This is a genomic window from Aquiflexum sp. (genome assembly GCF_977115555.1).
On the sequence record NZ_CDSBKL010000031.1, the window covers coordinates 1 to 20,056 of the forward strand.

At 40.7% G+C, this 20,056-nt stretch carries 19 protein-coding genes; 14 read left to right on the forward strand and 5 right to left on the reverse strand.

Annotated elements, in window-relative coordinates:
• Positions 1–445: 445 nt before the first annotated feature.
• Positions 446–3,343 carry an aminomethyl-transferring glycine dehydrogenase gene (gene gcvP / locus ACZFYI_RS03475; RefSeq protein WP_462522735.1) on the reverse strand — a complete coding sequence of 966 codons (2,898 nt, stop codon included), beginning with the start codon at positions 3,341–3,343 and terminating at the stop codon, positions 446–448.
• A gap of 200 nt (positions 3,344–3,543) precedes the next feature.
• Between gcvP and ACZFYI_RS03480 the strand changes: the two genes are divergently transcribed.
• Together ACZFYI_RS03480 and ACZFYI_RS03485 are read left to right on the forward strand one after the other, a co-directional pair.
• Positions 3,544–5,031, forward strand: a complete 1,488-nt coding sequence (locus ACZFYI_RS03480) for a M28 family peptidase (protein ID WP_462522736.1) — start codon at positions 3,544–3,546, stop codon at positions 5,029–5,031.
• Positions 5,032–5,329: 298 nt separating this feature from the next.
• Positions 5,330–7,459 carry an outer membrane protein assembly factor BamB family protein gene (locus tag ACZFYI_RS03485; RefSeq protein WP_462522737.1) on the forward strand — a complete coding sequence of 710 codons (2,130 nt, stop codon included), beginning with the start codon at positions 5,330–5,332 and terminating at the stop codon, positions 7,457–7,459.
• A 112-nt stretch (positions 7,460–7,571) separates the two neighbouring features.
• On the opposite strand, the gene ACZFYI_RS03490 is transcribed toward ACZFYI_RS03485, so the two are convergent.
• The gene (locus tag ACZFYI_RS03490; protein WP_462522738.1) at positions 7,572–7,889 is read right to left on the reverse strand and encodes a sll1863 family stress response protein; all 318 of its coding nucleotides are present in this window, start codon (positions 7,887–7,889) and stop codon (positions 7,572–7,574) included.
• Between the two features lie 96 nt (positions 7,890–7,985).
• Between ACZFYI_RS03490 and ACZFYI_RS03495 the strand changes: the two genes are divergently transcribed.
• Entirely contained in the window at positions 7,986–8,591 is a 606-nt protein-coding gene (locus ACZFYI_RS03495; protein ID WP_462522739.1) for a hypothetical protein, read from the forward strand.
• Here the strand turns inward: ACZFYI_RS03495 and ACZFYI_RS03500 are convergent, their stop codons facing one another.
• The gene (locus ACZFYI_RS03500) at positions 8,592–10,382 is read right to left on the reverse strand and encodes an ABC transporter ATP-binding protein (protein WP_462522740.1); all 1,791 of its coding nucleotides are present in this window, start codon (positions 10,380–10,382) and stop codon (positions 8,592–8,594) included.
• 144 nt (positions 10,383–10,526) lie between these two features.
• Here ACZFYI_RS03500 and ACZFYI_RS03505 point away from each other — a divergent pair, with 144 nt between their 5' ends.
• The 7 genes from ACZFYI_RS03505 to coaE all read left to right on the forward strand — a co-directional run bounded on the left by ACZFYI_RS03505 (position 10,527) and on the right by coaE (position 15,708).
• Entirely contained in the window at positions 10,527–11,627 is a 1,101-nt protein-coding gene (locus tag ACZFYI_RS03505) for a Glu/Leu/Phe/Val family dehydrogenase (RefSeq protein ID WP_462522741.1), read from the forward strand.
• Positions 11,628–11,767: 140 nt separating this feature from the next.
• A complete protein-coding gene (gene nusB, locus ACZFYI_RS03510; protein ID WP_462522742.1) occupies positions 11,768–12,952 on the forward strand; it encodes a transcription antitermination factor NusB in 1,185 nt (394 codons plus the stop codon).
• A gap of 13 nt (positions 12,953–12,965) precedes the next feature.
• Positions 12,966–13,268, forward strand: a complete 303-nt coding sequence (locus ACZFYI_RS03515; RefSeq protein ID WP_241124258.1) for a YtxH domain-containing protein — start codon at positions 12,966–12,968, stop codon at positions 13,266–13,268.
• A gap of 12 nt (positions 13,269–13,280) precedes the next feature.
• A complete protein-coding gene (locus ACZFYI_RS03520) occupies positions 13,281–13,820 on the forward strand; it encodes a DUF1573 domain-containing protein (RefSeq protein WP_462522743.1) in 540 nt (179 codons plus the stop codon).
• 3 nt (positions 13,821–13,823) lie between these two features.
• A complete protein-coding gene (gene yajC / locus ACZFYI_RS03525) occupies positions 13,824–14,138 on the forward strand; it encodes a preprotein translocase subunit YajC (protein ID WP_462522744.1) in 315 nt (104 codons plus the stop codon).
• A 9-nt stretch (positions 14,139–14,147) separates the two neighbouring features.
• Complete coding sequence (locus ACZFYI_RS03530; protein WP_462522745.1) at positions 14,148–15,119, forward strand: YbbR-like domain-containing protein; 972 nt, start codon at positions 14,148–14,150, stop codon at positions 15,117–15,119.
• On the forward strand, positions 15,106–15,708 hold the full coding sequence (gene coaE, locus ACZFYI_RS03535; RefSeq protein WP_462522746.1) for a dephospho-CoA kinase: 603 nt from the start codon (positions 15,106–15,108) through the stop codon (positions 15,706–15,708). Before ACZFYI_RS03530 ends, coaE begins: the two co-directional genes overlap by 14 nt.
• Positions 15,709–15,724: 16 nt before the next feature.
• Here coaE and ACZFYI_RS03540 read toward each other — a convergent pair whose 3' ends face one another.
• The gene (locus tag ACZFYI_RS03540; RefSeq protein ID WP_462522747.1) at positions 15,725–15,967 is read right to left on the reverse strand and encodes a hypothetical protein; all 243 of its coding nucleotides are present in this window, start codon (positions 15,965–15,967) and stop codon (positions 15,725–15,727) included.
• Entirely contained in the window at positions 15,960–16,934 is a 975-nt protein-coding gene (locus ACZFYI_RS03545) for a tetratricopeptide repeat protein (protein WP_462522748.1), read from the reverse strand. The genes ACZFYI_RS03540 and ACZFYI_RS03545 overlap by 8 nt, the downstream gene beginning before the upstream one ends.
• A gap of 209 nt (positions 16,935–17,143) precedes the next feature.
• Here ACZFYI_RS03545 and ACZFYI_RS03550 point away from each other — a divergent pair, with 209 nt between their 5' ends.
• The 4 genes from ACZFYI_RS03550 (at position 17,144) to rpsU (ending at position 19,913) form a co-directional block, all read left to right on the forward strand.
• On the forward strand, positions 17,144–17,512 hold the full coding sequence (locus ACZFYI_RS03550; RefSeq protein ID WP_462522749.1) for a C40 family peptidase: 369 nt from the start codon (positions 17,144–17,146) through the stop codon (positions 17,510–17,512).
• Between the two features lie 246 nt (positions 17,513–17,758).
• On the forward strand, positions 17,759–19,261 hold the full coding sequence (gene atpD / locus ACZFYI_RS03555; RefSeq protein ID WP_462522750.1) for a F0F1 ATP synthase subunit beta: 1,503 nt from the start codon (positions 17,759–17,761) through the stop codon (positions 19,259–19,261).
• Between the two features lie 43 nt (positions 19,262–19,304).
• Complete coding sequence (gene atpC, locus ACZFYI_RS03560) at positions 19,305–19,553, forward strand: ATP synthase F1 subunit epsilon (protein WP_462522751.1); 249 nt, start codon at positions 19,305–19,307, stop codon at positions 19,551–19,553.
• A 165-nt stretch (positions 19,554–19,718) separates the two neighbouring features.
• Positions 19,719–19,913 (forward strand): 30S ribosomal protein S21, encoded by a 195-nt coding sequence (gene rpsU / locus ACZFYI_RS03565; RefSeq protein WP_241124273.1) that lies wholly within the window; start codon positions 19,719–19,721, stop codon positions 19,911–19,913.
• The last annotated feature ends 143 nt before the right edge of the window (positions 19,914–20,056 follow it).

The window sequence follows — 20,056 nt, forward strand, 5'->3', positions numbered from 1 at the left end:
ACCCATTTGATTTAATTTCAGAGCAAGTTTATACACCTCTTTTTGTACCATCCCAAAGTTGAAAAAAAAACAGTATTACTGCTTTTTTTAAAACTTGATCCAAAAAATGGATCCCTTAAAACAAGTACATTTGAATTTAAACTGTCGCTAAAACTGATAGATAAATACTCTTCATTAATCTTTTGTATAAATTTCCTGTTTTCCTTTAAATCATACCTGTATTTTAAGTAGACAGCTCCTCCGAAAATCAAAAATACCACTAGATTTGCTATAACTTTTTTCATTACTTATGGCATAAGATCTGATTCTAAAACCCATCAAATAGAAACTCAATTTATTCAACTAGAACGAAACAACCTATCTCTTTAAATAAAAACTAAACTCATTTACCAAACTGATAATCCCAAAAAAAAAAGGAGCCTCTAAGCTCCTTTTTTTCAAATTGTTATGCTTCTGCTTCCGCCTCTGCGTATTCCTGAACAGGAATACAGCTACAGACTAGGTTGCTGTCCCCAAAGGCTGAATCAATCCTCCTTACTGTTGGCCAGAATTTATTACCCTTCACATAAGGCAATGGATACACAGCCTTTTCTCTTGAATACGGGAAATCCCAAGTATCTGCCAAAGCCAATGCTGCGGTGTGCGGTGCATTTTTCAACACGTTGTTTTCTTTGTCAGCAAGTCCATCTGCAACTTCCTGGATTTCATGTCTGATAGCGATCATCGCATCACAGAATCTGTCAAGTTCAGACATTGTCTCAGACTCCGTCGGCTCGATCATCAGCGTACCCGCTACCGGGAAGGAAACTGTCGGCGCATGGAATCCATAATCCATCAAGCGCTTGGCAATGTCTTCAACTTCGATCCCAAATTCCTTGAAAGCCCTGCAATCCAAGATCATCTCATGCGCAGCCCTTCCGTGGATACCTGTGTAAAGTATCGGATAATGTGCTTCGAGCCTTACCTTGATATAATTGGCGTTTAAGATGGCGATCTTGGTGGCATTGGTAAGTCCTTCTCCTCCCATCATTGCGATGTAGGCATAGGAAATCGGAAGGATACTTGCACTGCCAAAAGGAGCTGCCGAAATAGCATGGATGGCTTGTGTGCCCCCTGTTTCCACCACAGGATTTCCCGGAAGGAAGGGCACCAACTGTTTGGCTACGCTGATAGGACCCATACCGGGTCCACCTCCACCGTGAGGGATACAGAATGTTTTGTGAAGATTAAGGTGGCAGACATCCGCACCGATTCTGCCTGGGCTGGTCAGACCAACCTGCGCATTCATGTTGGCTCCGTCCATATATACTTGCCCGCCGTTGTCATGGATGATCTGGCAGATTTCTTGGATCGCTTCTTCAAATACTCCATGTGTAGAGGGATATGTCACCATCAAAGCCGCCAAATCATTGGAATGCTCTTCGGCTTTGGCTTTCAGATCAGCGACATCGATGTTTCCTTTTTCGTCGCATTTCACCAAAACTACCTTCATGCCTGCCATGACAGCAGAAGCCGGGTTGGTTCCATGGGCTGAAGTCGGAATCAAAGCGATATTCCTGTGATGATCATCGCGGCTCATGTGATAAGCCCTGATGACCATCAAACCGGCATATTCACCTTGGGCACCTGAGTTTGGCTGTAGAGAAGTATCCGCAAAACCTGTGATTTCAGTCAGCCAGTTTCTCAAATTTTGGAACATTTCATAGTATCCCGCTGCCTGATCCTGTGGACAAAATGGATGCAACTGACCAAATTCCGGCCAAGTCACAGGGATCATTTCAGTTGTGGCATTGAGTTTCATGGTACATGAACCCAAGGATATCATGGAATGTACCAAAGAAAGGTCTTTGTTTTCCAATCTCTTGATATACCTGAGCATTTCATGCTCTGAATGGTATTGATTGAAAACAGGGTGCGTTAAATAGGCTGACTTTCTTTTGATAGCTTCGGGAAGGTTGATTTCAAGTCCTTCAATCAATTCCTCCCAATTGGATTTGATCTTTTGGTTAGTGGACTTGGAAAATACGTCCACAACTGATTTTACATCTTTTACGGTTTTTACTTCATCGAATGAAAGCAAAATCGCTCCCTCTTCATACCTGAAGTTCAATTCAGAAGAAACAGCAAAAGCTTTGATTTTGGATTGCTGTACCGAATCGGTTTTGATTTTTATGGTATCAAAAAAGTTTTTGTTGGTTTGCTCAAATCCGATTTCTGCAAGAGCTTTGGCTGTCAATTGTGCCAAGCCATGGGTTCTCAACGCGATTTCTTTCAATCCTTTTGGTCCGTGATATACAGCATACATTCCTGCCATTACAGAAAGAAGTACCTGTGCCGTACAGATATTGGAAGTGGCTTTTTCTCTTTTGATGTGTTGCTCCCGGGTTTGAAGCGCCATTCTGTAGGCTTTGTTCCCGTCTCTATCAACAGAAACCCCGATTATCCTACCTGGAACTTGTCTTTTGTACGCCTCTTTGGTAGCAAAAAACGCAGCATGAGGGCCGCCGTAACCCATAGGTACGCCAAGTCTTTGACTTGTACCGACTACAACATCAGCTCCCATTTCTCCCGGAGGAGTCAATAAGGTCAAACTTAGCAAATCAGAAGCAAAAGCAGTCAGCACATTGTTTTCTTTTGCAGCTGCAACCAAATCAAGGTGGTTGATGACTTCACCGTCCAAGTTTGGATATTGGACCATCACTCCAAAAAGATCCGGATCTGTCAGGTCCAAAGTGGAGAGTGGAGCAATCACCAATTCGATTCCGATTGGAGCCGAGCGGGTGATCAATAAGTCCTTTGTCTGAGGGAATATTTTTTCATCTACAAAAAAGGTGTGTGCGTTTTTCTTTTCCCTTGGCTTGGAGGCATAAAGCATCGTCATGGCTTCGGCAGCAGCTGTGGCTTCATCAAGAAGGGAAGCATTTGCCATCTCCATTCCTGTCAGGTCCATGACCATGGTTTGGTAGTTGATAAGCGCTTCCAATCGGCCTTGGGCGATTTCTGCCTGATAGGGCGTGTAAGCGGTGTACCATCCCGGATTTTCGAGGATATTTCTCAAAATCACTCCCGGCACAATGGTATCATAATATCCCAATCCAATATACGATTTGAAAATGCGGTTTTTTGAAGCCATTTTTTTGAATTCCTTCAAAAACGCAGCTTCAGATTTGGCCTCGGGAAGATCCAAAGGCTTCTCCAATTGAATGGATTTAGGGATAGTCTGATCAATAAGCACGTCTAGAGATTCAGCTCCGATCTTTTTCAACATCAAAGCGATTTCATCAGCAGAAGGGCCGTTATGCCTATTTTCAAACTTGGTAGATGGATTGAGATTAATCTTCATATCGATAGTTAAGGGGGGATTTACTTGGGTTTTATTCTCCTCAATTTTTGGTTGTGCAAAGGTAAGAATTATTGAGTGAATATGGTTTTGGGGACAAAAGAAATACACCCTATTAACATCTGTATTGATAAACGGGTTTAATGTAATTGGAATTATTTTTATGTTTAAGGCCTTAATTTGAATTACCTCAATAATAACTTATGAAAAAAAGAATTTGGATCTCGGGAGCATTTGGACTTTTGCTAACCCTGAATCTATCCGCGCAAGACGCAGGAGTAGTAAAATACGCTTCCACGATCACCGCTGCTGACCTCGAAAAACACCTTACTTATTTGGCCTCTGACGAGCTTGAGGGTAGAAATACCGGCGACAAAGGCCAAAAAATGGCGGCAGAATATCTTGTCGAATTTTATAAAGGATTGGGTTTGGCAGGACCTGTTGACGGTTCTTATTTACAGAAATTTAATCTTGTATCCATTTCCTATCCTGAAGTTGGCCTGACTGTAGGAAAACAAAAACTCGTCAACAACGAGGATTTCGTATTTCTTGGAGATGGAGACCTGAAAAAAGCAGCAAAAGCTGAATTGGTTTTCCTAGGTCTTGCTTCTGAGGAAAACCTTAAGAAAGTAGATGTCACCGGCAAACTTGTCGGGCTATGGGCAATTGGCGCCCGTTCCCAAACAGTAGTCGGCGATATCATGAAAGCAGGCGCTGCAGGGATAGTCATCGTCACTATGGAAGGTCAGGCAAACTTTGACAGGATTGCAAACAGATACAAATCCTTGAGCGGCTCAGGCAGATTGGGTTTTGAAGAACCTACCAAGCAAGAACCTGTTTTCTTGGTCAGCAGCGATAAAATGGCAGCATTGTTTGACACCCCGGTGGAGACATTGAAAGAAGCTGCTAAAAACAATCCTGAGTCCATCAAGGCACAAAAGGCAAGTTACCTAGTCAAGAAACAAATCAAAATCGTGCCAACCGAAAATGTCATGGCATACCTTGAAGGAACAGACAAAAAAGAGGAAGTATTGGTCATTTCTTCCCATTATGACCACACAGGCATCAATAGCAAAGGTGAAATCAACAACGGAGCGGATGACGATGGTTCTGGTACAGTTTCCGTCATGGAGATAGCAGAAGCTTTTGCCACAGCTGCTAAAGATGGCAAAAAGCCACGAAGAAGCATTTTGTTTCTGAATGTAACAGGTGAGGAAAAAGGTCTTTTGGGTTCTGAATACTATTCTGAAAACCCGATTTTCCCTTTGGCGAATACCGTAAACAACATCAATATTGACATGGTGGGAAGGATTGATTACGAATACCAAAATGCTGAAAATAAGGATTATGTCTATGTGATCGGTTCAGAGATGCTTTCTTCACAATTGAAAATCATCAACGAATACAACAACATTACTTACACCAACCTGATTCTGGATTACAGGTACGATGCCGCAGACGACCCAAACAGGTTCTACTATCGCTCTGACCACTATAATTTTGCAAAGCATAACATCCCGGTGATCTTCTTCTTCAACGGCGTTCACGACGATTACCACCAACCAACGGATACTGTGGAAAAAATCGAATTCCCTCTGATGACTAAAAGGGCAAAACTGATTTTTTATACCGCTTGGGATCTAGCCAACAGGGCTGAAAGAACTCCTGTGGATGGCACTAATAATCGATAGGAATTGACTTAAAAGCCATTCATTTCACTGATAGAAATGATTTCTCTTTCTGTTTTTTAGAAAATAGAAGAAATGGAATTATAAAATTAGAGTGGTGAATGGCTTTTTTGTTTTTATTTATACCTTCAAGTGAAGGTACAGTCGCATATTTTTCACAATCTTTCCCCTCTTTTATCTTAATTTTCTTTCAAAAAATCAAGCTGAGATACATCTAATCCAAAACGAATAATGTAATCCCAATAATTTTTTTAAATTGGATCATCAATAGCCCCATAAAAAATTGAATCCAATATTGAATATGAATATCCCCAAAATTCCATTTTCCTTTGTTCTAATTTTCTTTCTCTTTTCATGTTCAGAATCTGATTCCTATAAACCCCTCGACTACTCTGGTTGGGAGACTTTTGGGGGAACGAAAGACGCGGCAAGGTACTCCTCTCTTGATCAGGTCAACCGAGAAAATGTGCAGAACCTTGAAGTTGCTTGGACCTATCATACCTCAGATTCTACTGCACGTTCCCAAATTCAATGTCAGCCTATTGTCGTCAACGGTGTCCTGTATGCGACTAGTCCGCAAGTGAATGTATTTGCACTCGATGCGGCTTCAGGGAAGTTGCTTTGGAGGTTCAATCCTTTTCAGATGCTGGGCGGACAAAACTCATGGGCAGGTACCAACCGCGGGGTAACTTATTGGGAGGAGGGAGAAGACAAGAGGATTCTTTTTGCTGCGGGAAATTGGCTGATGGCATTGAATGCAGTAGATGGACGACCCATCATGGATTTTGGCGATGGTGGAAAAGTTGATTTACAAAAAGACCTTGATACTGACTTAGAGGAATTTTTGATCACCTCCAATACCCCTGGAGTGGTTTACAAGGACAAACTGATTTTGGGCATGAGGCTTTCGGAAGGATTGGATGCCGCGCCGGGACATATCCGTGCTTACAATATCAAAACCGGAAAGCGTGAATGGATTTTCCATACTATTCCCCAATCTGGAGAATTTGGTAATGATACATGGGAGGAAGAATACATAGATCTTATAGGAGGAGCAAACAATTGGGCTGGAATGAGCCTGGATGAAGAAAAGGGCATCGTCTATGTTCCGACTGGTTCGGCAACTTATGATTTTTGGGGGGGATACCGACACGGGCAGAACCTTTTTGCCAATTCTCTTATCGCTTTGGACGCAAATACCGGACAGCGGATCTGGCATTTTCAGGCTGTTCACCATGATATTTGGGACAGGGATTTCCCAGCCAATCCTAACCTCATCCGGATCAAAAAAGATGGAGAATGGATAGATGCGGTAGCTCAGACTTCAAAACAAGGCTACATATATGCCTTTGACAGGTCTACCGGCAAACCCATTTGGCCCATAGAAGAACGGGAAGTCCCCCAATCCGAAATACCAGGAGACCAAAGCTGGCCCACCCAGCCGCATCCGACTTTACCCGAACCTTTTATGAGGATGGTATATGAGGAAAAAGACATCCTGAACCTTACTCCTGAGTGGGAAAAAGATATCAGAAAGAAGTTGGAGAATGTCAAATACGGCCACATGTGGTTACCTCCCAGCGATCAACATGGTATTGTCCTTTTCCCGGGAATGGATGGAGGTGCAGAATGGGGTGGCTCTTCCTTTGATCCATTGACACAGACCATGTATATCAATGCCAACCAAATCCCATGGGTGATTCGCATGACAGCAAATCCCAAATTTGAAAATGTAGGTCAGGGCATTTATGTGAATTATTGTGCCAACTGCCATGGCATGTCCCGAAAAGGAAATCCGCCAACAGTGCCTTCCATAGAGAATCTCAAAACCAATTTCAACAATGCATCTTTGTCCGACCTCATCAAAAATGGCAAAGGAGCGATGCCTGCATTTGCACATATAGCTGAAGCAGACAGGAAGTTATTGGTAGATTACCTGATGGGGATAGAAGAAAATGCTGATGCAGAAAAGAAAGAAATGGAAGGTGGAAAAGAAAGGCTGAATCCCCAATTCTACATGAATGGCTATGCCAGGTTATTGACTGAAGACGGCTATCCGGGCATCAATCCACCTTGGGGGACACTTACAGCCATTGATATGAATACCGGAAAGATCAAATGGCAATCTGTTTTGGGCGAATTTGATGAATTGACTGCGAAGGGAATCCCCGCAACAGGCACAGAAAACTACGGAGGTCCGGTGACCACCGCCGGTGGGTTGGTGTTTATCGCTGCGACCAAAGATGAGAAAATCAGGGCCTTTGATAAGGATACCGGGGAAATCCTTTGGGAAGCCAAACTCCCTGCTGCTGGACATGCAACTCCCGCAGTCTATATGAAAAATGGCAGACAATATCTTGTTATTGCCTGTGGCGGTGGCAAAGGAACGAAATCAGGGGATGCCTACGTGGCATTTGCTTTGCCAGATTGAAAGCCGTTTGAATAAAAACAGGGCTAGCTTTGAGATTTCAAAACCGGCCCTGAATTAATTTCATTTAAATCTTTTACGGGATTTTTTGGAAAAAGAAAACTTTGTCGGTGGATTACTTTTTCCCCAAAAGCGTTTTTACTCCTTCCACCAATTGCTTGATTCCTTCTTTGAAATGCTCTTTGGATTCGCTTAGGTTTGGTTCAAATTCCTCTTTTTTTTCATGGTAAAGCTGCTCGACCTTTTCCTTCCCTTTTTTGAATTCAGCTTCAAGAGTCGTTCTTTTCTCCTTTAAGTCATCGATCTTTTTTTCAATTTCGACTTTGGCCTCTCCACCTGCTTGAGTTCCTTTTTCAATTAATTCCTCTATTTTAGTGCCTATATCGCGAAGAATAGATTCTACTTCTTCAAATCCTGTTTTTTTGGCTTCCATAATCGTTTTGTTTGATTAAATATAAAAAATACAATGGTCTCGAATATACTAACTAAGCTACAAACTACCAGCAAACTGAAGTATAATTTGTTTGAAATGACCGAGAGGCTCTTTTTTGATCTGGAAAAAATATGTGGACAACTCGCCAATGAAATCAATGAACACAATAAAGAAGGAATCCCCATTCTAGTAAAAGTCGAGAGGACCAATGGTTTTGAATTTTTATTCAGGATTGGAGGAGACGTTCTGATTTTCATCCTGCAAAGCAATATTGTCAGGCTCCCAGATGAAAATTACCTCAGCAAATCCAAGTACCTGAAAGATGATGTTTCCCTGAGGTATTTTGGGCAGATTCTCATCTATAATTTCCTCAGCGATACCATCGATTATGGAAGGTTGGATGATCCTGGATACCTGATTGGACGGGTGCTTCTAAATCGCGAAAATAAATTCTTCCTGGAAGGGGACAGGAAAATCGTTTACAATTTTCCTGAACTCAAGGAAAATCCTGTCAATCCTGAAAAAATGAGGGATTTTGTGGAGCAGTTGGTAGTTTCCGCTTTGGAAAATGACCTGTTGGCACCGGCATTTACAGACATCATGGTGATCACCTACCAACAGAAGATAGAACACATTTCAGGTCTGGGAAATCCTCAAAAAATAGGTTTTGATTTTTTTGCCAAAAACAAAGACAAAGGATAATTAATCTTCCACAGTATCCACAGAATGGGTCTGCTTTTCATATAGATCAGCATATACCCCTTTGAGGTCAAGCAGGTAATCATGGGATCCTTGTTCTACCATTTTTCCGTCATCGAGTACAATGATTTTATCGGCGAGTTTGGCGGAAGATACCCTATGGGAAATGATGATGGAGGTTCTGTTCTCCATGATATCCTTAAGAGAATTCAAAATCGAATTTTCTGTTTTGGTATCTACGGCTGAAAGACAGTCGTCCAGCAACAAGATGCTAGGCTCTTTTGCAATGGCCCTAGCGATCGATACTCTTTGCTTTTGACCACCGGAAAGTGTAATGCCCCTTTCACCAAGCTTGGTTTCAAAGCCTTGGGGAAAATCAATGATATTATCATAGACATCGGCATCTTTTGCAGCTTGTTCCACTTTGCCTTCAGCAATCGTATCCAATCCAAATCCGATATTGTTGGCAATGCTGTCACTAAAAAGGAAAACATCCTGGGGGACATAGCCAATCTGCCTTCTGAGAGAAGCAACATCATAGGCTTTGATGTCTTTTTTGTCGATCAATATTTTCCCTTCGGTAGCGTCATACATTCTCATCAGGAGGTTTGCTATAGTAGATTTTCCAGAACCTGTCGTACCGATGATAGCCAAACACTCCCCAGAATCAATGGAGAAACTCACCTTGTCCAATGCTTTTATTCCTGAATCAGGATAAACAAAGCTTAAGTTTTTGACTTCTATGTTGCCTTTAATTTCATCGACGAGGTATTCTGTACTGACGATGTCATTCTTTTCATCCATAAACTCATTGATCCGGGTCTGCGAAGCAGCCGCCCTCTGAATGATGCTCGTTACCCAACCCAAAGAGGTTACAGGCCAAGTCAGGATATTGACATAAAGTATAAATTCGGCGATCACACCATAACCAATCGTCCCTTCGATGACTTGCATCCCTCCTACATAGACCGTAATCAGAGTACTGATTCCAATCAAGCTCATGATAAGAGGGAAAAACAGCGAATTGACGAGGGCCAAATCAATGGACTTATCCTTATAATCCTCGCTTGCTTTGGTAAATTGGTTGGTACTGTCCTCCTCTCGTACAAATGCCTTGATTACCCTGATTCCTGAAAATGCTTCCTGAACAAAAGTACTGAGTCCGGAAAGACTTCTTTGGATTCTTTCAGAGCGTTCGTTGATGAGGTTATTCACATAATATATGCTGATGGAAAGAATCGGTAAAGGCAAAAGTGAATAAACCGTCAATTCTACATTGACTGTCAGCATGTACCCGATTACCATTGGAAACAAAAACAAAAGTGTCATTCCGTACATGATGGCAGGGCCTAAGTACATCCTTACCCTGCTTACATCTTCCGTGATCCTTGCCATCAGGTCACCTGTACTGTTTTTGCGGTAAAAACTCAGAGGAAGCTTTTGATAGTGTTCGAAAATTTCATTTTTCATGTCGTATTCGACAAGCCTCGACATGATGATAATCGTCTGTCGAATCAGGAACAGGAAAAAACCTCTCAACAGCGCCATCACCAAGATCAAAACCCCGAAAATGAGTATGAAATTCATGAATTGGCCACGGGCCACAGAGGCTAATTCTCCGTCTGCAAAAACGCGATAGAAGGCAAAACTCTCCACCACATAATCTATGGCAATCCTTACAAGCTGGGCAGGAATAATTACAAAAACATTGGAAATGATGGTAAATAAGATTCCCATCAGTAGATATCCCTTATATTTTACAAAATATTTATTGAGGCGCCAAAGTGATTTCACGAAATAAAAATTTTTAAAACTCTTGATTTGTTTTATTATACTCTTTTAATTGCGTTAGAAAACCTCATTCAAAATATATAATTTTGCATCGCGTTTTTCTAAGACCAATCCCAAATATAACACAATATAAAATTCCAAGTTCAAATGCTAGAGATTAAAACTGAGGAAAAAGTGAGAGAAGGCTCCATATATGGACAGATTACTTCTCTTGGCCACGAGCAGCTGGTCGTATGCTATGACGAGCCAACGGGCTTGAAAGCAATTATTGCCATTCACAATACGGTATTGGGACCCGCTCTTGGTGGAACAAGAATGTGGAATTATGCTTCAGAAGCTGAAGCCATTACAGATGTGTTGAGACTATCAAGGGGCATGACTTTCAAAGCCGCCATCTCAGGTCTGAATATCGGAGGAGGCAAAGCAGTATTGATCGGAGATCCAAAACTGAAAAATGAGGCTTACCTCAGGAGATTCGGTAAGTTTATTAATAGCCTGGGAGGAAGATATATCACCGCAGAAGATGTCAACATGAAAACAAGCGATATGGAATATATCGCTATGGAAACAAAATATGTGACAGGATTACCTGAAGTAAGGGGTGGCGGAGGAGATCCTTCTCCGGTCACGGCATACGGCACCTACCTGGGTATGAAAGCTGCCGCCAAAAAAGCCTACGGTTCGGACAATCTAGAAGGAAAGAAAATAGCCGTTCAAGGTATAGGACAAGTAGGTAAGTACTTGGTAGAATACCTTGTGAAAGAAAAAGCACAAGTATTCATCACTGATATTTTTGAAGACAGACTGAAGCAAGTGTCCAAAGAAACAGGAGCTACAGTAGTAGATCCAAGTGTAATTTATGACCTAGATATGGACATTTATGCGCCATGTGCTTTAGGAGCCACAGTAAATGACCAAACAATTGACAGACTGAAATGCCAAGTCATCGCCGGTGCTGCCAACAACCAACTTCAGGATGAAGTAAAACATGGAAAAATACTCCTAGAAAAGGGTGTCACCTATGCACCTGATTTCCTGATCAATGCCGGTGGATTGATCAATGTCTATGCGGAATTTGTAGGGGGATATAACAGGGAGCTTACTTATAAGCATGCAGAAAAAATCTACGATATCTGTACAGCGATCCTCGACAAATCGGAAAAAGAAAATATCCCATCGCAGCAGGCTGCCACAGAAATGGCTTGGAATAGGATTGAAGCCATAGGCAAAGTAAAATTGCCTTATTGAGAAAAGTTCAAAAAAAGCCACCTGATTTTTCAAAAATTGAACTGAATCAGGTGGTTTTTTGTATCGTTTGAAGGTTAAAATACCAATCATTCCTTAACCTTCCCCAAATTGAATTATATTTACGTTCTTTTATTTCAGGTATGTTAAACAGACGAATACTTAGGGTCAAGGCTTTTCAAAACCTTTATGCCTACGAACAGTGCAGGGCTTCCAACTTCAATCTCGCAAAAGATCAAATTAAAGAGGCATTTTTGCCTGATTTAAACAGCATGGAGGTGCAGGATAAGAATCTGCTCAAGAAAGAGTCAGGCATAACGACTGAGATTTTTATCAACAACCTGAACACCGACACACTAACTTCAAAAAGCGATACCAACGAGAGAATCCTAAAAGAAGCCAGGAAAGCAATCAATTTCTACCATTCGGCAAATAAAAAGGATTTTGATTTTTTGGCTAAAAACATGGTCGCTTCGGCTGAAAGACTGCCACAGTTATACTTATTTTCAATCGAAATCCTTTTGGCTTTTGCTGACCACGTAGCTGCTGAAACAGAAAAAAAGAAGAAATATGCAACTGACAAAATTCCTTTAACAGAAGGGGATCTGAATTTTACCAAAAATAAAATTCTGCAGAAAATCAGGAATTCAACCGAATACAAATCTGCAGTCACAAGACAACATGTGGATATCGGTGAACTTGAACTAGAGATCAAAGAATGGTTTAGAGACTATATCAAGCCATTTGAAACCTATCAGAACTACACCAAACTGAGCAATCCAACTTTGGAGGAGGACTTTGAAATCGCTGATGAGATTCTGAAAAAAGTCATTTTCAAAACTGAGGCTATCCTAAATTTCTTTTCGGAAAAAGATTTTAACTGGACCGAAAACAAGACAATTGTCCGCAGTTTGGCATCAAAAGTGCTGAAAAATGTAAAAGACCACTATGATTCCTCAGAGGAGGTACTTCCTGAAATCGCCATCAACTGGGAGGATGACAAGGAATTTTTCCAAAATATATTTAACTTGACCGTCCAAAATGACGGTGTCAACAAGGATTTGATCTCGAAAAGAACTCAAAATTGGGACATTGAAAGGGTAGCCCAAACTGATAAAATCATCATATCTATGGCCTTGACGGAAATGAAAAATTTCCCAAGCATCCCCGTCAAAGTGAGTATCAATGAATATATTGACATTTCAAAAACCTACAGCACACCCAAAAGCAAGCAGTTTGTAAACGGCCTTTTGGATGTTTTGTCAAAAGAATTAACTGAAAACGGAGAAATCCGTAAAAGTGGCAGAGGATTATTGGACAACAAATAAAAATATCAAAACAATGAGCAAAAATTCAAACGCATGGATTGCATTACTTGTCGGTACAGGCATAGGTGCAGCTTTAGGAATTTTGTTTGCTCCCGATACCGGTAAAAATACTAGGGACAAACTTTCCTATCAACTCTTCAAATACAAAGAAGAACTTGAAAAACTTATCAATGATTTAATTGACGGGAAAAATCTTCCATTTAATGAAGCGAAATCGGAGGGAAACAAAGTAATTTCAGATGCAAAAAACAAAGCTGAGAATTTACTCAGCGATGTCAATAAACTTATAGAACAAATCAACAGAGAAGCTAATTAACCCCTATTTATTATGAAATATATCAGATTTTCAGCCCTGACACTTGTAGTAGCTTTAATGGCTGCAAGTTGCGAAACCAAAAAAGATGACCAATCAGACAAAATCGCTGCATTGGAAGAAAAACTTGCCAAACTGGAAGCGGCACAGCCTGTTCCTGCCAATGTCACGACAGTTGCAGATGCTGACCCGAGTTCTTTAGGTCAATTCGCATTTTCAGAAATGGAATATGACTTTGGTACCATCAGTGAAGGAAAAGTAGTAGAGCACTTGTTTAAATTTACCAATGAAGGCCAAGCTCCTTTGGTGATTTCTAACATTACTGCTTCATGTGGCTGTACAAGCCCTGATTGGACCAAAACCCCAGTAAAACCCGGTGAGGAAGGTTTTGTCAAAGTGGTATTTAACTCAACTGCCAAAACAGGAACCCAAGCACCGACAGTGACCATTCAAGCCAATACAAATCCTAATGTGACTAGATTGAGACTGAAAGGAAATGTAACACCAAAACTGGCTAGCGCAAGCCCTAACCAATTGGGTCCTGTAAAAAAATAACTTATGAACAACCAGATTTTATTGCAGTCCTTTATGAGTTCTGAGATCATGGGACAGGTTTTCCTTTTTGGATCCATTATTCTGATCATGTACTTTTTCATGATCAGACCTCAGCAGAAAAAACAAAAAGAAACCAAAAACTTTCTTGATTCTATCAAAAAAGGAGATACTGCTGTCACCATCGGAGGAATTCACGGAAAAATATATTCCATTGAAGGAGATACAGTAACCTTGGAGCTGGATAAAGGAATGAAACTGAAAGTGGAAAAATCTGCGATTTCGGCTGATTTCACCAAAAAAGCTACAGGAACCAAATAATAAAATATCTTGGCCAAGCTTAAGAAACTCCTTCCAAATCTTAATCCACAAAAGATTGCAAACCTAAAAGTGGCGGCGCTTTGTTTTTTAGCAGCCGCCACTTTTTGGGTTTTAAATGCCCTCAACAAAGACAATTACAATACTGTCGTGGATTATCCCATCGAAATTGTTTTCGATGAGACGGAGTTTATGCCTGTGGAGCAATTACCCAACCGCATCAAAATTGAGATCAACGGGAATGGATGGGACTTATTGAGAAAATATTTTAAAATCAATGAAAACCCATTTTTAATCGAAATCAACAACCCATCTACCAAAGATTATATCCTGACATCTGAACTGAGGAGAACCCTTGCGGAAAATCTCAGCCCTTCGGTATTGGTATCTATGGTCTCCGATACCATCAAATTCAATATCGACAAAGTGGTAACAAGAAAAGTCAAGATTGAAATAGATACCACCTCCAACAGCCTAGCACAAAATTTTAAACTTGGAAGCGCCATCAGCGTAGATCCTCCTTTTGTGGATATCAAAGGCCCGACCTCTGTACTTCAGGAATTGGACGGGGTATTGAAAGTGAAATTGGGGGAAGACAAAATCAACAAAGATTTCAACAAACTCATTCCGATTTCCTTGCCCTCAGCCTACACAGATTTCCTCACCTTGGAGGAAGAAAGTGTTCAGGTAAAATTTGAGGTTTTCCAAATGCTGGAAGGAAACAAAAGGTTGAAAATCAAAATGCTCAATTTCCCAAGAAATGTCAGTCTTGCCCAAGAACCAGCTAATATCATCATGTCTTATTTCATTGATGAGAGAAAAGTAAGTGAACTCGGTAATTACGAATTTGAAGCTGTTTTAAATTACAACAGCAGAGACAGAGAAGACAGTACTATTTTTGTTGAGGTAAGTCCGAAGCCTTCATTTTTAGAAAAAATCAAGTTTGAACCCGGAGTATTGAAACTCAAATATGACAAGCCATAAACCCTTATTGGTAGGAATCACGGGAGGAATCGGCTCGGGAAAATCCACGGTCGCCAGAATTTTTTCAATTTTAGGCATTCCCATCTATTTTGCAGATGACAGGGCGAAGTGGCTGATGGCCAATGACCAAAAGCTAAAAAAACAGATACAGGATAACTTTGGCCAAGAGAGTTATTCTGAAACAGGTGTCCTGAACAGGGCTTTTTTAGCTTCCCAGGTTTTTTCGGATGAAGAAAAAGTAAAAACCATCAACGGCTTGGTACATCCTGCCGTCAAGGCTGACTTTGAAAAATGGACTGAGCAACAAACTACCCCCTATGTCCTCAAAGAGGCCGCTTTGCTTTTTGAAACAGGATCATACAAAGACCTTGATAAAGTGATCAATGTATCTTCCCCGATCAGAATCCGCATTTCTAGGGTATTGATGAGGGATCCGCACCGGAATGAAAAACAGGTAAACGACATCATAGACAAGCAGCTTCCTGATGAGAAAAAAAACAAATTGGCAAACTTTGTAATCAAGAATACTGACAATAAAATGCTGATCCCGCAGGTTTTGGAAATCCACAGGCAACTTTTAGGCAATTGACTTTTTTTTGCTTGAATCAGACAGTCAACTGTATCTGATCGAGATAGAATTTCATTCTGGTATGCTGGTGGTCCAAAAAATCTATTTTGTCAATCTTATCCAATTTATGGTTGTAAAAAACTTCTATATATTCATTTTCGAGTAGATAAAGATTGACTTTGTGTCTGTAATACCTGATTCCAACCACAAAGGTACCTTCAGTATACAGGACCTGAATCTTCTTGTGAAGGGGCAATAATTTGAAATCTTCTTTACTCATTTTTTAATTTAGCCAATTCCATTTCAGAAGCAATATAACCAAAAGCCGACCAATATCCAGAAGCTAAGACATTTTCAAAGATGGATTTTGCTTTAAGCGTATCACCTTTTGACAGGAAATAATTGCCCAATCCATATCCCTGAGTCACATACTGGAGTTTTTGCTCCTCCGAAGCAGCATCCAAATCCATCAGAGATTCAGGTTTCAATTGACCTTTGTACATCAATATCCTTTTGAAATAAGCATCATTTTCAATAATCGTCATCTTTGTATTCACCGCCCTCAGGAGACTTTGGGCTTCTTTTGTTTTACCCATTTTCATCAAGGTCATATAATACCAGTCTAATGTCGCCACGATCAGGTCATCATTGTCAGACACTTCAAGACATTTTTTGTAAGCTTCCAGGGCTTTCTCCCAATCATTTTTCAGATAATATGCCAAACCCAAATGGTACCAAACATTGAACTGTCCATTGGAAAGGGGAATATTTAGCTTATTGGGCATGCCGTCGGCTTCTATCTGCAAGGGAAGGTTTTCCATCAAATCAGCTGCTTTCAAAAAATCAGTGATCGCCCTATCAAATTCCCTGATAGAAATAAACCTGTGTCCCCTGTGCCGCAATGGCTCGAAGCTCTCGGGAAATTGTTTGGCAGCTTTGCTAAAAGTCCGTATAGCAAGGTCATACCTTCCCAGATAGGCTTCCCTCCTTCCGATCCAGATCAGATTATCGAGATTTGGGTCTTCTCCAAATAATTTTTCAGCATCCGAAAGCTTATCGATTTGACCACTTTGCGAAACAGAACCAATATCAGTAAAAAGTGAATCACCAAGAAGGCCAATTGCCTGGAAAACTTTTGTTTCCGGAAAAATTTCTTTTTCAACCCTAATTCTTTGCTCCTTTTCCTTCTGCGAACAGGAAAGGAAAAAAAGCATCAATATTCCTATAAATCCATAATTTCTAAACACATCCTTGAAATTTATAAGCCCTTTAAACCTTTGAAACGAGAAAATAGGTATGTATTATTGAATTTAAAATAATCTGAGTAAAAATGAGTACTATCTCCCAAGAAAAATATACGAGACCTTCAATTTATATTTTTCTCCTTGTATTTAGTTTGATTTTTTTTGGATCATGTTCTTCCAGTAAAAATATTCGACGACAAAATGTAAATAAAGTGATCGAAACCGCAAGAAGCTACCGGGGTACACCTTACAGATATGGAGGCACCACAAGATCGGGTATGGATTGCTCCGCCTTGGTGTACCATTCATTTTATAGTGTGGGAATTAATATGCCCCGGACTTCAGATGCCCAAAGCAAAGAGGGAAAAAAAGTAACTGAAAAAAGCATCGAAAAAGGTGATGTCCTTTTCTTTGCAACAGGCAAGAAGAAAAAGCAGGTAACACATGCCGGCATCGTCACTGATACCTCCAAAGGAAATATCATTTTTATACATTCCTCCACTTCTTTGGGCGTCACGGAAGATAATTTAAGTCAGGCTTATTGGACCAAGGCATTTTTGTTTGGAAGGAGGATTTTTTGATTGGTTATGGGTTATTTGGTTATTGCGTTATTGGGTTATTGCTTCTCGACTCTTAGCTCCCCTCTCTTTCAAATTAATCCATAAACAAACTGACCCTATTCAGTAGTTGATAAAAACTGAATTGAAACTTCATAATCCAAAAACTATGTGGATTATATTTCCAAACATCCTTTGGTATTAAGCTTTTATAATTAATTTTGCATTCGAATTTTAAAAGCATCAATCCTTTTTACATCAAAATAAAAAATGGCAAATATTGGTAAGATAACTCAGGTAATCGGCCCGGTGGTGGACGTCTCCTTCGCAGGAGGAAAATTACCAAAGATTCTGAACGCCCTTTCCATTACCAAGGAAGACGGTTTGGTAGTCGTATTGGAAGTTCAGCAGCACCTAGGTGAAGACAGGGTCAGAACCATTGCGATGGACGCGACCGAAGGTATGGTCAGAGGTCAGGCAGTTACCGATTTGGAAGGTCCTATTTCTGTTCCTACCGGTGAAGAAATCAAAGGCCGTTTGTTCAATGTGATTGGACAGGCGATCGACGGTCTTCCTGAAGTGAAGTCAACCAAAAGAATGTCAATCCACCGTTCGGCACCAAGATTTGAAGACCTTTCTACAGCTACTGAGATCCTTTACACAGGAATCAAAGTTTTGGATTTGGTTTGCCCTTACGCTAAAGGGGGTAAAATCGGTCTATTTGGTGGTGCCGGTGTCGGCAAAACCGTATTGATCCAAGAGTTGATCAACAACATTGCAAAAGCATATTCAGGTCTTTCCGTATTTGCAGGTGTCGGAGAAAGAACCCGTGAAGGAAATGACCTTTTGAGAGAAATGATCGAATCAGGTATCGTAACTTACGGTGATGATTTCCTTCATTCATTGGAAACAGAGGGAGGATGGGATCTTTCCAAAGTGGATATGAAAAAATTGGAAGAATCCAAAGCTACTTTCGTGTTTGGTCAGATGAATGAGCCTCCCGGAGCCCGTGCAAGGGTTGCCTTGACAGGTTTGACATTGGCAGAATATTATAGAGATGGAGACGGTGAAGGCTCGGGAAGAGACATCCTTTTCTTCATTGACAACATCTTCAGATTTACACAAGCTGGTTCAGAAGTTTCCGCCCTTTTGGGAAGGATGCCTTCAGCGGTAGGTTACCAACCGACATTGGCTACAGAAATGGGTCAGATGCAGGAAAGAATCACCTCTACAAAAAATGGATCTATCACTTCAGTACAGGCAGTTTACGTACCTGCGGATGATTTGACTGACCCTGCTCCTGCGACTACTTTCGCCCACTTGGATGCGACTACAGTACTTTCCCGTAAAATTGCCGAATTGGGTATCTACCCTGCTGTGGATCCATTGGATTCTACTTCAAGGATTTTGAATCCTTTGGTTTTGGGAGACGAGCATTATGCCTGTGCACAAAGAGTTAAAGAAATCCTTCAGAGATACAAAGAACTTCAGGATATCATTGCCATCTTGGGTATGGAAGAACTTTCTGACGAAGACAAAATGGTCGTACACAGAGCTAGAAGGGTACAACGTTTCCTTTCCCAACCATTCTTTGTTGCAGAAGCATTTACCGGTTTGAAAGGTGTTTTAGTAGACATCAAAGATACCATCAGAGGCTTCAACATGATCATCGACGGAGAATTAGATCATTTGCCTGAAGCGTCTTTCAACTTGGTAGGTTCCATCGAAGATGCGATCGCCAAAGGTGAGAAGATGCTTGCTGAAGTAATGTAATTTTCATTCCGATCCTTCGGACAAATAAGGTTTTAAACGCATCATGATACAATTGACAATCATAACACCGGACCAAAAGGTATTTGAAGGTGAAGTTTCGGAAGCAACCTTTCCGGGAGCTAACGGATCTTTTCAGGTACTGAACAACCACGCAGCGATAGTTTCCGCTTTGGGAAAAGGGACGGTATCCTATACCACCAAAGCAGGGAAAAAAAGCCATATCATCGACGGTGGTGTGGTGGAAGTCAAAGACAATAAAATTGTCCTTCTTGCTGAGAAAGTAATTGATTGATAATTCATAATCATTCAAATCCAAAACCCGACTGAAAAGCCGGGTTTTGTTTTTTTAGCCATCTTGAAAATCATTTGAGAATAGAAGTCAGAAGATGAACGGAAATATTTTGGTATTGGCAAATTAATCTCCTACTTTTGCAACCCTGAAAGGAGGTGTATACATATGATCATTGTCAACGTAAAAGAGAACGAATCAATCGAGAAGGCGCTAAAGCGTTTCAAAAAGAAATTTGATAAAACAGGTGCCGTAAGAGAGCTCAGAGCGAGACAGCACTTTGTAAAGCCATCTGTAAAAAACAGAGAACAAGTTATCAAAGCCGCATACAAGCAAAAAATGCAAGAGGCAGAAATGAAGTAATTCATTTTGACTTTTGAAATAAAATCAAAAAGCGCATCTACGAAAGTGGATGCTCTTTTTTTTTGATATCACATCCTAAAAAATGCTTTAGACAATATTAATTCTTCTGATATAGGCTATCTTAAATAAATTTTAAGTGTATC